The 12,984-nt window shown below is 62.7% G+C and carries 12 protein-coding genes; 8 read left to right on the top strand and 4 right to left on the bottom strand.

Going from position 1 to position 12,984, the window contains the following annotated elements:
• The first annotated feature begins 63 nt into the window (after positions 1 to 63).
• Complete coding sequence (polA, locus tag PCLY_RS09055; RefSeq protein WP_061238959.1) at positions 64 to 2,859, top strand: DNA polymerase I; 2,796 nt, start codon at positions 64 to 66, stop codon at positions 2,857 to 2,859.
• A gap of 434 nt (positions 2,860 to 3,293) precedes the next feature.
• On the opposite strand, the gene yihA is transcribed toward polA, so the two are convergent.
• A complete protein-coding gene (gene yihA / locus PCLY_RS09060; protein ID WP_061238960.1) occupies positions 3,294 to 3,941 on the bottom strand; it encodes a ribosome biogenesis GTP-binding protein YihA/YsxC in 648 nt (215 codons plus the stop codon).
• 241 nt (positions 3,942 to 4,182) lie between these two features.
• Between yihA and PCLY_RS09065 the strand changes: the two genes are divergently transcribed.
• From PCLY_RS09065 to PCLY_RS09085, 5 genes are all read left to right on the top strand, one after another.
• The gene (locus tag PCLY_RS09065) at positions 4,183 to 4,473 is read left to right on the top strand and encodes a c-type cytochrome (protein WP_061238961.1); all 291 of its coding nucleotides are present in this window, start codon (positions 4,183 to 4,185) and stop codon (positions 4,471 to 4,473) included.
• Positions 4,474 to 4,523: 50 nt separating this feature from the next.
• A complete protein-coding gene (locus tag PCLY_RS09070) occupies positions 4,524 to 5,129 on the top strand; it encodes a c-type cytochrome (RefSeq protein ID WP_061238962.1) in 606 nt (201 codons plus the stop codon).
• A gap of 154 nt (positions 5,130 to 5,283) precedes the next feature.
• On the top strand, positions 5,284 to 5,910 hold the full coding sequence (locus PCLY_RS09075) for a thiol:disulfide interchange protein DsbA/DsbL (RefSeq protein WP_061238963.1): 627 nt from the start codon (positions 5,284 to 5,286) through the stop codon (positions 5,908 to 5,910).
• Positions 5,911 to 5,929: 19 nt separating this feature from the next.
• Positions 5,930 to 6,802, top strand: a complete 873-nt coding sequence (locus tag PCLY_RS09080) for an endonuclease/exonuclease/phosphatase family protein (RefSeq protein ID WP_061238964.1) — start codon at positions 5,930 to 5,932, stop codon at positions 6,800 to 6,802.
• A 5-nt stretch (positions 6,803 to 6,807) separates the two neighbouring features.
• The gene (locus PCLY_RS09085) at positions 6,808 to 8,715 is read left to right on the top strand and encodes a GGDEF domain-containing protein (protein WP_061238965.1); all 1,908 of its coding nucleotides are present in this window, start codon (positions 6,808 to 6,810) and stop codon (positions 8,713 to 8,715) included.
• A 33-nt stretch (positions 8,716 to 8,748) separates the two neighbouring features.
• Here the strand turns inward: PCLY_RS09085 and PCLY_RS09090 are convergent, their stop codons facing one another.
• On the bottom strand, positions 8,749 to 10,287 hold the full coding sequence (locus PCLY_RS09090; protein ID WP_061238966.1) for a nucleobase:cation symporter-2 family protein: 1,539 nt from the start codon (positions 10,285 to 10,287) through the stop codon (positions 8,749 to 8,751).
• A 229-nt stretch (positions 10,288 to 10,516) separates the two neighbouring features.
• Here PCLY_RS09090 and PCLY_RS09095 point away from each other — a divergent pair, with 229 nt between their 5' ends.
• On the top strand, positions 10,517 to 11,107 hold the full coding sequence (locus PCLY_RS09095; RefSeq protein ID WP_061238967.1) for a MarC family protein: 591 nt from the start codon (positions 10,517 to 10,519) through the stop codon (positions 11,105 to 11,107).
• On the top strand, positions 11,104 to 11,886 hold the full coding sequence (locus PCLY_RS09100) for an N-acetylmuramoyl-L-alanine amidase (protein ID WP_061238968.1): 783 nt from the start codon (positions 11,104 to 11,106) through the stop codon (positions 11,884 to 11,886). The genes PCLY_RS09095 and PCLY_RS09100 overlap by 4 nt, the downstream gene beginning before the upstream one ends.
• 3 nt (positions 11,887 to 11,889) lie before the next feature.
• Here PCLY_RS09100 and PCLY_RS09105 read toward each other — a convergent pair whose 3' ends face one another.
• Together PCLY_RS09105 and PCLY_RS09110 are read right to left on the bottom strand one after the other, a co-directional pair.
• Positions 11,890 to 12,294: a DUF1330 domain-containing protein gene (locus PCLY_RS09105; protein WP_061238969.1), complete on the bottom strand. Its 405-nt coding sequence runs from the start codon at positions 12,292 to 12,294 to the stop codon at positions 11,890 to 11,892.
• A gap of 221 nt (positions 12,295 to 12,515) precedes the next feature.
• On the bottom strand, positions 12,516 to 12,908 hold the full coding sequence (locus tag PCLY_RS09110) for a response regulator (RefSeq protein WP_061238970.1): 393 nt from the start codon (positions 12,906 to 12,908) through the stop codon (positions 12,516 to 12,518).
• Between the last annotated feature and the right edge of the window lie 76 nt (positions 12,909 to 12,984).

Genomic DNA, 12,984 nt, shown 5'->3' on the forward strand with positions numbered 1-12,984 from the left:
TCCTTGATATTCACCGATGCAGCCATTCTACCGCTGCACCCGCCGAAAAGGTTGATCTCGCGCATGAGCCAAGCCCCCCTCGTTCTGGTCGACGGTTCCTCGTACCTGTACCGCGCCTTCCACGCCCTGCCGCCGCTGACCACCTCCAAGGGCCTGCCCACTGGAGCGGTAAAGGGTGTGCTGAACATGCTCAAGAGCCTGCGCAAGCAGTACCCGAACAGCCCCTTTGCCGTGGTCTTCGACGCCAAGGGTGGCACCTTCCGTGACGAGCTGTTCGCCGAGTACAAGGCCAATCGCCCGTCCATGCCGGACGAGTTGCGTGTTCAGGTCGAGCCGCTGCACGCCAGCGTGCGCGCCCTGGGGCTGCCGCTGCTGTGTGTGGAGGGTGTTGAGGCCGATGACGTGATCGGCACCCTGGCACGCCAGGCGGCCGCGGAAAAACGCGACGTGGTCATCTCTACCGGCGACAAGGACATGGCGCAGCTGGTCTGCCCGCACGTTACGCTGGTCAACACCATGACCGGAAGCGTCTATGACGAAGGTGGCGTAAAGGAGAAATTCGGTGTCGGTCCCGAGCTGATCATCGATTACCTGGCCCTGATGGGGGACAAGGTCGACAACATCCCGGGCGTGCCTGGCGTCGGCGAAAAAACCGCGCTCGGCCTGCTGGTCGGCATCGGCGGCGGCCTCGATGTGCTGTACGCCAACCTCGACAAGGTGCCCGAGCTGCCGATCCGCGGTGCCAAGGGTTTGCCGGCCAAGCTCGAGGAACATCGCGAGATGGCCTACCTGTCCTATCAGCTGGCGACCATCAAGACCGACGTGCCGCTGAATATCGAGATCGACTCGCTGCACCCGGGTGAGCCGGATCAGGCAGCGTTGGTCGAGCTGTACGGCCTGCTGGAGTTCAAGAACTGGCTGGACGATCTGCTGCGCCAGAACAAATCGCTGGCAGCCAAGGCTGCTGCGCCGGCCGGTGATCTGTTCGCCGAGCCGGCTGGCGAAGCCGCCGAGGAGGCGCCTGAGCCTGCGCCGGCAAGCGCCGGTGACTATCAGCTGGTGCTGGAGCAGGCGCAGTTCGACGCCTGGCTGAAGAAGCTGGAGCAGGCCGAGCTGATCGCCTTCGACAGCGAGACCACCAGCGTCGATGCGCAGCAGGCGCAACTGGTCGGTCTGTCCTTCGCGGTCAAGGCCGGCGAGGCCGCCTACGTGCCGCTGGCCCACAGCTATATGGGCGTACCGCAACAGCTTGACCGTGATGCCGTGCTCAAGGCGCTCAAGCCGATCCTCGAAGATCCGGCCAAGGCCAAGGTCGGCCAGCATGCCAAGTACGACATCAATGTCCTGGCCAATGCCAGCACGCCCATCGCCGTGCAGGGCGTGGCCTTCGACACCATGCTCGAATCCTACGTGCTGGACTCGACCGCCACCCGCCACGACATGGACAGCCTGGCGCTGAAGTACCTGAACCACAGCACCATTCGCTTCGAGGATATCGCCGGCAAGGGCGCCAAGCAGCTGACCTTCGACCAGATTGCCCTGGAGCAGGCCGGCCCCTACGCCGCCGAAGACGCCGACGTGACCCTGCGTCTGCATCAGGAGCTGTGGCGCCGGCTCGAAGCCGTGCCGTCACTGGCGAAGGTGCTGCGCGACATCGAAATTCCTCTGGTGCCGGTGCTGGCGCGTATCGAGCGCAACGGCGCATTTGTCGATGCCAAACTGCTCGGCGAGCAGAGCGTCGAGCTGGGCGACAAGCTGGTGGAGCTGGAGCGCAAGGCGTTCGAGATCGCCGGCGAGGAGTTCAACCTGGCGTCGCCCAAGCAACTGGGCGTGATCCTCTACGAAAAACTCGGTTACCCGGTGATCAGCAAGACCGCCAAGGGCCAGCCTTCCACCGCCGAGGCGGTGCTCGCTGAACTGGCCGAGCAGGACTTCGAACTGCCCAAGGTGCTGATGCAGTACCGCTCCCTGAGCAAGCTCAAGAGTACCTACACCGACAAGCTGCCGGAGCAGATCAACCCTCGTACCGGGCGTATCCACACCAGCTACCACCAGGCTGTGGCCGCCACTGGCCGCCTGTCGTCGAGCGACCCGAACCTGCAGAACATCCCGATCCGCACCGCCGAAGGCCGACGCATCCGCCAGGCCTTCGTCGCGCCCAAGGGGTACAAGCTGATGGCGGCGGACTACTCGCAGATCGAGCTGCGGATCATGGCCCACCTGGCCAAGGATGAAGGTCTGCTGGACGCTTTCCGCCATGACCTGGACGTGCACAAGGCCACGGCCGCCGAGGTCTTCGGCGTGGCACTGGACGAGGTGAGCAGCGATCAGCGGCGCAAGGCCAAGGCGATCAACTTCGGCCTGATCTACGGCATGAGTGCCTTTGGCCTGGCCAAGCAGATCGATGTCGAACGCAAGGAGGCGCAGGCCTACATCGACCGTTACTTCGCCCGCTATCCGGGCGTGCTGACCTACATGGAGCGCACCCGTGCCCAGGCCGCCGAGCAGGGTTATGTGGAGACGGTCTACGGCCGTCGCCTGTACCTGCCCGAGATCCATGCGCAGAACCAGGCCATGCGCAAAGGCGCCGAGCGCGCGGCGATCAACGCGCCGATGCAGGGCACCGCAGCGGACATCATCAAGCGCGCCATGATCGCCGTGGATGGCTGGTTGCAGGATAGCGGCATCGATGCGCGCATCATCCTGCAGGTGCACGACGAACTGGTGCTGGAGGTGCGTGAGGAACTGATCGACGAGGTCAGCGCCAAACTCAAGAGCCTGATGAGCGGCGCTGCCGATCTGGAGGTGCCACTGCTGGTGGAAGTGGGCGTTGGTGCCAATTGGGACGAGGCACACTGATGCCCTGTGCCGCGGCGCAAAGCCGCGGCCGCTCTAGCGTCGGGTTTTCAGGTAATCAAACGGCGCTTTCTTATTGCAAATAGTTTTTAAGAAGGCGATGAACTTTCCGCAAATCCACCCGGTCAGAGTTCATGAATGGCCGTTAAGCCCTTCAATGCTCCTTTGTTGTGTTAAGTGTTGGCAGACATCTGAACCCCGCCCTAGCGGTTCAGACCTTGAACCCCGAACTTCTCCCTCCCCATACGAAGCTCGGGGTTTTTTTTGCCTATAGAAAACTGCCGCTAGCGGCATTCTGATGACCCTCTCCCTCAGGGAGAGGGTGCCCGAAGGGCGGGAGAGGGGCGGATTGCACCGGCTACATGGCTGTGATTCCGTAGGGTGCGCGCGCACCGACTATTCCCAATGGTCATTGTGCGCACAACACACCCTACGACTTATTCCTCTGCGGCTTCCTCATCCTCTTCCGGCAACAGATCCAGCCAGCCGGCCAGCACCATCTGCGCCTCTTCCACGCCCATGCGTTTGGGCGCCGAGAACAACTGGATGCTGATGCCCTCGCCCCACTGCTTGCGAATGTCCTGACGCACCTTGAGCAGCGCGTTCTTCGCCGCGCCGAACGCCAGCTTGTCGGCCTTGGTCAGCAGGATATGCAGCGGCATGCCGCTGGCCACCGACCAGTCCAGCATCATGCAGTCGAACTCGGTCAGCGGATGGCGGATGTCCATCATCAGCACCAGGCCGCACAGGCTCTCGCGGCTGCCCAGATAGGCTTCCAGATGTTTCTGCCAGTGCTGCTTGAGCGGGATGGGCACCTTGGCATAGCCGTAACCGGGCAGGTCGACCAGGCGACGCTCGTCATCCAGGCGGAAGAAGTTGAGCAGCTGCGTGCGTCCCGGCGTCTTCGAGGTGCGTGCCAGGCTGGCGTGGGTCAGGGTGTTGAGCGCACTCGACTTGCCGGCGTTGGAACGGCCGGCGAAGGCGACTTCCAGGCCGCTGTCCTCGGGGCACTGATCGACCTTGGCGGCACTGATGAGGAAGCTGGCCTGCTGGCACAGACCGATGATGGGATTCTTCGGGAGCATGGGGGTATCCGGTGGAAGCCTCGAATCCCGTTCAGTGGTTCGAGGACTTGCGACATTTCCGCGCACCTGCTGCACGCCAGGTGGCGCGGCAAGCGGCGTCGTTTCCGTTTCAGCATTGCCAGTATATAATGCCGCAGATTTTGTGTGCGCTTTGTCCCACCCGCAGGACCCGATTGCCAGGAGCGATTACATCTCTGCTCGATAGAAAGCAGGACGTTCCTCCCCTGATGAGGTTGATCTGATGAAGAAAATGCTGCTCGCTGCTGCCGTTATGGCCCTGTCTTTCAACGGCTATGCTGCTCAGGATGCGCAAGCTGTATTCGACCGCACCTGTGGTGTTTGCCACAATGGCCAGCTTCCCATGGCACCCAAGAAAGGCGACAAAGCCGCATGGGAGCCGCGCCTGGCCAAGGGCATGGATACACTGGTGCAGAGCGTCACCAATGGTTTGAATGCCATGCCGCCGCGCGGTATGTGCATGGACTGCACGCCAGAGGATTACCAGGCGGTCATCAAACTGATGTCCGAATGAGTAAGCCCGGCCGATAACCCTTTCTCTCTTAGCCGTAGTTGGATTAGCTGATGAACAAAGTACTCGTGAGTCTGCTGTTGACCCTGGGCCTCACCGGCGTGGCTCAGGCCGCGGGCGATGCCGAAGCCGGTCAGGGCAAAGTCGCTGTCTGTGGTGCCTGCCATGGTGCCGATGGCAACAGCCCCGCGCCAAACTTCCCCAAGCTGGCCGGTCAGGGCGAGCGTTACTTGCTCAAGCAGCTGCACGACATCAAGTCCGGCAATCGCCAGGTCGTCGAGATGACCGGCCTTCTGGACAACCTCAGTGATCAGGATATGGCCGATATCGCCGCCTATTTCGCTAGCCAGAAGATGAGCGTCGGCGCTGCCGATCCCAAGCTGGTCAAGCGCGGTGAAGAGCTGTTCCGCGGTGGCAAGCTGGAAGAAGGCATGCCGTCCTGCATCGGTTGCCACTCGCCCAACGGCGCTGGCCTGGCTGCCGCAGGCTTCCCGCACCTGGGTGGTCAGCATGCCCAGTACGTGGCCAAGCAGTTGACCGACTTCCGCGAAGGCAACCGCACCAACGACGGTGACGCAATGATCATGCGCTCCATCGCTGCCAAGCTGAGCAACAAGGATATCGAAGCTGTGTCCAGCTTCATCCAGGGTCTGCACTGATAGACCGCCGTTGCTTTTGGCAAGACAAAGGGTGGCTTCGGCCGCCCTTTTTCATATGCGTCATGGCTACAATGGGCGGAACCGGCCCAGCGCTAGCAGGTCATAGTTTCGAATCGCCACTAGGGCGACGCTTATCCAGTCAAGGAGTACCCCCATGCGTAACCTGATTTTCGGCGCCGCTCTGGCGATCAGCAGCCTGTTCGGCCTAACTGCCCATGCCGAACCGGTGGCCGGCCAGCAGTACGTCGAGCTGAAGAGCCCGGTACCGGTGTCCAAGCCTGGCAAGGTCGAAGTGGTCGAGCTGTTCTGGTATGGCTGCCCGCACTGCTATCAGTTCGAGGCGACCCTCAATCCCTGGGTCGAGAAGCTGCCGGAAGACGTCAATTTCGTTCGCGTACCGGCGCTGTTCGGGGGTATCTGGAACGTACATGGCCAGGCGTTCATTACCCTGGAAATGATGAAGGTCGAAGACAAGGTGCATGACGCCGTGTTCAACGCCATCCACCAGGAGAGGAAGAAGCTGGCCTCGGCTGAAGAGTTCGCCGACTTCGTCGCCACTCAGGGTGTCGATCGTGATGCCTTCCTCAAGACCTTCAATTCCTTCGCCGTCAAAGGCCAGATGGAAAAGGCCAAGAAGCTGGCCATGGCCTACCAGGTCACTGGCGTACCGGTCATGATCGTCGGTGGCAAGTATCGCTTCGACCTGGGTTCGGCTGGTGGCCCGCAGCAGGCCCTTCAGGTTGCTGACTACCTGATCGGCAAGGAACGCGAGGCGCTCTAGGCGGCAGTAGGCGCCAAGCATGCTGCGCCGCTGGCGAAAGACACGTGCGGTTGGTCTGTGCGATCCACAGATCAACCCGCACTGTTCGCCCCATACCGACTGGCCAGCCGACGGCTTGCTGCGTCTGCTCAGTTTCAACGTCCAGGTCGGCATCAATACCCAGCGCTATCACCACTACCTGACTCGCAGCTGGCAGCACCTGTTGCCCCACGCCGGCCGCGCCGGCAATCTGCAGCGCATCGGTGATCTGCTCGCCGATTTCGATCTGGTGGCCTTGCAGGAGGTCGATGGCGGCAGCCTGCGTTCGGGCTACGTCAATCAGGTCGAATACCTGGCCCAGCAGGGCGCCTTTCCCTTCTGGTATCAACAGCTCAACCGCAACCTCGGGCGCTTGGCCCAGCACAGCAACGGCGTCCTCAGTCGTTTGCGTCCCAGTTTGCTGGAAGATCATCCACTGCCAGGGCCGCCTGGGCGGGGTGCGATTATCCTGCGCCTGGGCGAGGGAGAACATGCCCTGGGGGTAGTGATGATGCATCTGGCGCTGGGCGCCCGCACTCGTACTCGGCAACTGGCATACATTCGCGAGCGCGTCAGCGAGTTTCGCCATCTGGTGCTGATGGGCGACATGAACACTCATGCAGTCGACCTGCTGGAGAATTCCCCGCTACGCGATCTGGGTCTGCTCGCTCCACAGGTCGAGGCGACCTTTCCCAGCTGGCGCCCGCAACGCTGTCTCGATCATATTCTGCTCAGCTCCGAGCTCGAGCTGGGGCGCGTCCACGTCCTCAGTCAGCCGATTTCCGACCACCTTCCCGTGGCCGTGGAAATCCGCTTGCCGGAAGCACAGAATGGCGCGCGAATGCCTATGCTGAAGACGCCATTTCCCGAGTAAGCCGTATGAGTGATGACGCGCAACGCTGGAAAGACAAGTACCTGAGCCGTCTGGAGCAGCAGGAAAAGCTCGACCGCCGTTGGGAATCGCGCCTGGACCTGCTGCGTCGTGGCCTGGTTCGCAGCAGTCTGGCGGCCGAAGGTGCCGACAAGGCAGTCGATCAGTGCATGCAGGAGATGCGCGAGATCCTTCGGCGTGACGATATGGACGTCGCTCTGGACGGCCTGATTCCGCGTTTGGAAAGGGCCGTGCTGGATTCCGAGCAGCGCCGCCAGCAGCGTGCCGATGAAGCGGCCGCCGCGCTGGCGGCCTTGATCGAACAACTGCAGCGCCTGCAGCCGCCGCGCGAGGTGCGCAAGGCCCTCAAATCACTGGGCAAGCAGCTACAGGACGCCACCAGCCATCAGTATCTGTTGCCGGCAGTGCTCAGCCAGCTGAGTAACCTGCAGGGCCAGGCGCTGCAGGTTCTGCAGGTGCCCGTGCAGGAGCAGCCGGGCCTGTTGCAGCGTTTGTTCGGTTCGCGCGCAGATAGCAGCGACGCCAGCGACGATTCGTCGGGTCGTGTCGCCGAAAGCGCTACCATCGACGAGACGCCCCCGCCAGCATCTGCGCCAACGCCAACGCCAACGCCAACGCCAACGCCAACGCCAACGCCAACGCCAACGCCAACGCCGGCACCTGTGACTGCGCCCTTGCTTTCAGCGAGTGAACTGCCTCCCAGTGCACCTGGGGTTGCCGCGGCAGTTGGCCAGCACCAGGTCCACGATGCCTCGCCTGTGCTCGACAGCCTGCCGTTGCCGCCGGGTCTGGTGCCGCAGGAGGAGGTTGGCGACGGTCCTTTCTCCCTGCCCAGCAGTGAGCCCGGTTACAGCGCCGTGGCGCCGCATATCGCCAGCAGCTTGCGCAATCTGCTCGATGAGCTGGAGCTCCCGGCGCGTCATCAGCCGCAGGGTGAAGCGCTGCGCCTGCGTCTGCAGGGCAACCTCAACTGGTACGAACTGGTGCCGGTGCTGGACGATCTGGCGGTGCTGGTGCTGGCCGTCACCGACAGCGGTCAGCGCGAGTTCGCCGGTTACCTCAAGCAACTCAACGAGCGCCTGGCCGCCTTCATCGAAACCCTCAGCCAGGCGCATGAGGGTTACAGCGCCTCGGCCGAGAGTGCGCGCAGCTTCAACCAGCAGTTGCGTGATCAGGTCAGCGATCTGCAGAACAGCGTGCAGGAAGCGGCCGACCTGGAATCGCTCAAGCAGGCGTTGGAACAGCGCCTGGAAGGTTTGCTACAGAGTGTCAGCAAGCATCAGCGTCAGCGTGACACCAGCGAGGAAGATGTGGCCGAACGGCTGCAGGGTTTGGTCAAGCGTGTCGCCGAGATGGAGACGGAAGCGCAGCAGTTTCGTCAGCATATCGAGGAGCAGCGCCAGAAATCCTTGCTGGACCCGCTCACCGGCCTGCCCAATCGTGCCGCCTGGAGCGAGCGCCTCGACCTGGAAGTGGCCCGTCGCCAGCGCTACGGCGGTCAGCTGTTGTTGGCCGTGCTGGATATCGACCACTTCAAGCGGATCAACGATGGCTACGGTCATCTGGCGGGTGATCGGGTGCTGAAGATCATCGCCGGCGAGCTCAACAGGCGCCTGCGCAAGACCGACTTCATCGCCCGTTTCGGTGGTGAGGAGTTCGTTCTGCTGATTCCCGCCACGCCGATGGAAGGCGGTCTTCAGCTCCTGGAGACGCTGCGGGCCGCGATCGAGGCGTGCCCGTTTCACTTCAAGGGCGAGCCGGTCACCATCACCTTGTCAGCCGGTATCGCCGAGTTTCGCAATGACGAGGCTGCCGAGGTCACGTTCGAGCGCGCCGATCAGGCGCTTTACCGCGCCAAGGGCGCCGGGCGTAATCGAGTCGAGCAGGCCGTCTGAGCCCGCAGCTTATGCCGCGGCTCGCCATCATCCCTAGGACGTCGCTTTTGCCGAGCGCTGGCTCGCCGTTGAGGCAGACCGTGCCCGTGGTGCATGGTCGTCCTCATCTTGCAATGGAACCTCGTTGCCCTGCGCGTCATACAGCTTGCCGTCGATGAAATGGTCGCCGTCGTGCAGGGCGGCAATGTCGTGATAGCGCAGGCTGCGCTCGGTGCCGGCGACGAACACCGACTGCTGATCCGAGTTGCCGGTGGTGAAGTGGTTGAACAACAGGTTGAGCAGGATCGCCATGATCGCCGCCGAGCTGATACCCGAGTGGAAGATGGTTTCGAACCAGGCCGGGAAGTGGTGGTAGAAGCCCGGCATGGCGATCGGGATCATGCCGAAACCAATTGAGGTGGCGACGATGATCAGGTTCATGTTGTTGCGGTAATCGACCTTGGCCAGGGTGCGGATACCGCTGGCGGCCACGGTGCCGAACAGCACGACCCCGGCACCGCCAAGCACGGCGGTCGGCACGGCGGCGATCAGGCGCCCCATCACCGGCAGCAGCCCGAGAGTGACCAGAATCAGGCCGGCGGTAGCGACCACGTAGCGACTCTTCACACCGGTCACTGCCACCAGGCCAACGTTCTGGGCGAAGGCACTCTGGGTGAAGGAGCCGAACAGCGGGGCGAACATGCTGGAGATCATGTCGGCGCGCAAGCCGTTGCCCAGGCGCTTGGCGTCCACCTTGGTGCCGATGATCTCGCCGACCGCGAGGATATCTGCCGAGGTTTCCACCAGGGTCACGATCACCACGATAACCATCGACAGGATCGCCGCGACCTTGAACACCGGCATGCCAAAGTGCAGAGGTTCGGGCATGGCCAGCAGTGGCCCGTTCAGCACCTGGGAGAAGTCCGCCATGCCCAAGGCCACGGCAACCAGGGTGCCGATGATCATTGCCAGCAGGATCGACAGGCGTGAGATGCTGGCGCTGCCGACCTTGCTCAGCAACAACACGGTGGCCAGGGTGAAGGCGGCCAGGCCGATGTTGGCCATGCTGCCGAAATCCGCGGCACTGCTGTTACCGCCCATGGCCCAGCGCGCCGCTACCGGCATCAGCGTCAGGCCGATGGTGGTGATGACGATACCGGTCACCAGCGGTGGGAAGAACTGGATGATGCGGGAGAACACGGGCGTGATCAGCAGCCCGATCAAGGCGGCGGCGATCACCGAGCCGAGCACCACCGGTATGCCTCCGGCACCATCGCCGCCGATGATCGCGATCATGGTCGCCACCCCGGCGAAGGAAACCCCCTGTACCAGCGGCAACTGACAGCCGAAGAAGGGCAGGCCGAGGGTTTGCAGGAGGGTGGCCAAGCCTCCGGCGAACAGCGATGCGGCGATCAACAAGCCGATGTCGGCGGGCAGCAAGCCGGCAGCCTGGCCGATGATCAGGGGCACCGCGACGATTCCGCCGTACATGGTCAGGACATGCTGCAAACCATAAGCAACGTTTGCGCTGATACCGAGATTCTCATCCTCAGGACGCTGGGTGGCGGGCGTGCTGTTGGGGCTGGAAGTCATGGGAAAACTACTCGCTGTTGTTCTTGTGCGGTCAATTTAGACATTTTGTTGTCATTATGGCTACTGCTTTGTATACATTTTTGCGGATGGTAGTTTTCAGAACCGATACAGGCGTACGAGTCATAAAGTTGTCTGTTTCGACAAGGTCGCTCGAGTCTGACCGCCTTGCCGACTCGCGAGGCGACCCCGCCAGGCCCTAGACTATGCAGACTCGTCAGCGGAGATACCCATGGACATCTTCAGCATCGCCGTGCTGATCTTTTTGGTCACCGATCCTTTCGGCAATATCGCCATCTACATCGCTGCATTGAAGAACGTCGAGCCACGCAGGCGGCTGTGGATCGCCGCGCGCGAGCTGCTGTTCGCCCTCGGTCTGCTGCTGTTGTTCCTCACCTTTGGTGACAAATTCCTCAGCAGCCTCGGGCTGTCGCGGGAGGCAACGGCGATTGCCGGCGGTATCATCCTGTTCGTCATCGCCATGCGCCTGATCTTCCCCAGCCCGCAAGGCCTGCTCGGTGACTTGCCGGACGGCGAGCCGATGCTGGTGCCGCTGGCCACGCCGGCGGTGGCCGGGCCCTCGGCTCTCGCGGTGCTGATGACGCTGCGCAACACCCACACCGGGCCCCTCTGGGAACTCTATCTCGCGTTGATCCTGGCCTGGGCGGCGACGGCATTCATCCTGTTGCAGGCATCGTTTCTGCAACGATTTCTTGGTAATCGCGGGTTGATGGCGGTGGAACGTCTGATGGGCATGCTGTTGATCATGCTCAGCGTCGACATGCTGCTGGATAACCTGCAGAGCGTATTCGGTCACGCATGAAGTCTCTCTGCCTCACCCTCGTTCTCGTTCTGCTGGCTGGTTGCACCGTTGGGCTGCGTATCGACGACAGCCACACCGCGACTGGCCAGAACAGCCGCGTGCAGTACATCGTGTTGCACTACACCTCCGCTGACCTGCAGCGCTCGCTCGAACTGCTGACGCAGACCGAGGTGAGCAGTCATTACCTGATTGGCGACGCGCCGCCGACGGTCTATCGCCTAGTGGACGAAAATCGGCGTGCCTGGCATGTCGGCGTCAGCGAATGGAAGGGACGCACCTGGCTCAACAGCACCACCATCGGTATCGAGCTGGTCAACCAGGGTTACTACCAGACGCCGACGGGCCGCTACTGGCAGCCCTTCGCGCCACAGCAGATCGATACCCTGATCGTGTTGCTCAAGGACATCGTCAAGCGTCACCAGCTGCCATTGGGGTCGATCATCGCGCACAGCGACGTGGCGCCGCAGCGCAAGGTCGATCCGGGGCCGCTGTTCCCCTGGAAGCGTCTGGCGGACGAAGGGCTGGTGCCCTGGCCGGACGAAGACGCCGTGGCGCGCCAGCAGGCGCTGTTCAACAGTAGCCTGCCCAGCGTGCAGTGGTTCCAGGAGCAGTTGGCGCAGAACGGTTACACGGTGCCGCAGAACGGCGAGCTGGATGAGCAGACGCGTAACGTCATCGCCGCCTTTCAGATGAAATATCGCCCGGCCAACTATGATGGCCAGCCGGACGCCGAAACCGCCGCGCGCCTGCTGGTGCTCAATCTGCAGGCCGCGCGATAGCCATCAGCTGGGTGTCGTACCGATCAGCCGAGAGTCGGCCAGCGCCGCACTGCGATGAAGGGTGGCGGCCTGGTATTCGGGGTCTGCGAGCATGCTGAGAAAGGCCGCTGACGAGGGGTAGCGCACCAGCAGAAGCAGATCCCAGTGCTCGTCCTTCGGCGCGATCAGCGCCAGGTGAACGTCAGCCATCACCTGCACCTCACCGCCCACCCCTCGGACCTTGCTCAGCGCAGTGCGGCTGTAACGCGCATAGGCTTCGCGCCCGCTGCACGGCGCATGCTGGCTGTCCGCGTGGTACGCAGCCTGGCTGTTGAAGCGAAGTAGATTGAGCATCAGGATCGGCGTATTGCTGGGCATGCGCTCGGCGAACGCCAGCAGGTCCGCTGGGTCAGGGTTGATGCTGGGCATGGACTGTCCTCGGCTGGCTTTTTGCTGAGCCTCTCGCCTGCGCTCGGGCACGGCAAGTGCTATCGATTTGCCTGATAGCCGATCATCGGTTCAGCCCAATGCGCCGCGACTTGGCCGCGCGATGCCGCCAGGCATGGAGTCATGCGCTGGCTCGAATGTGGATCGGTTGCCTGCTGCTGGTCTCCAGCCCTGGAGTGCGGCCCTCGTGGACCGCTGTTGCGCTAGCCCGCCAGCTCGCTCAGGCGTTGCCCCAGTAGCTTGAAGTCGTAGGGTTTGACGATGCTGTTGGTGGCCGCCGCGCTGTCGCGGGCACGCACTTCTTCGAGCAGCTCCCGCTCGTTGTAACCGCTGGCGAACAATACCGGCAGTGTCGGTCGTAGCAGGCGCGCGGCGGCTACCAACTCGCGTCCGTCCATTCCGGGCAGGCCGATATCGCTCATCAGGAGATCGAAGCGCTGCTCGCTGCGCAGCAGTTCCAATGCACTGGGGCCGTCACGCAGGGCGTGGACGTGATAGCCGAACTCCCCGAGCACTTCAGCGGTGAGTTGGCGCACGACATCGTCGTCCTCGACCAACAGAATGGTCTTGGTGGCAGCACAAGTGGTTTCGGTCATCGGCGTCTCTGTTTTCGCGCGCAGAATGCGCAAATGTTTGGCAAACTTCGCTGAATGCGCGCGGTCAGTGTGCCAT

This window comes from Ectopseudomonas composti (assembly GCF_001567565.1).
Taxonomy (GTDB): domain Bacteria; phylum Pseudomonadota; class Gammaproteobacteria; order Pseudomonadales; family Pseudomonadaceae; genus Aquipseudomonas; species Aquipseudomonas composti_A.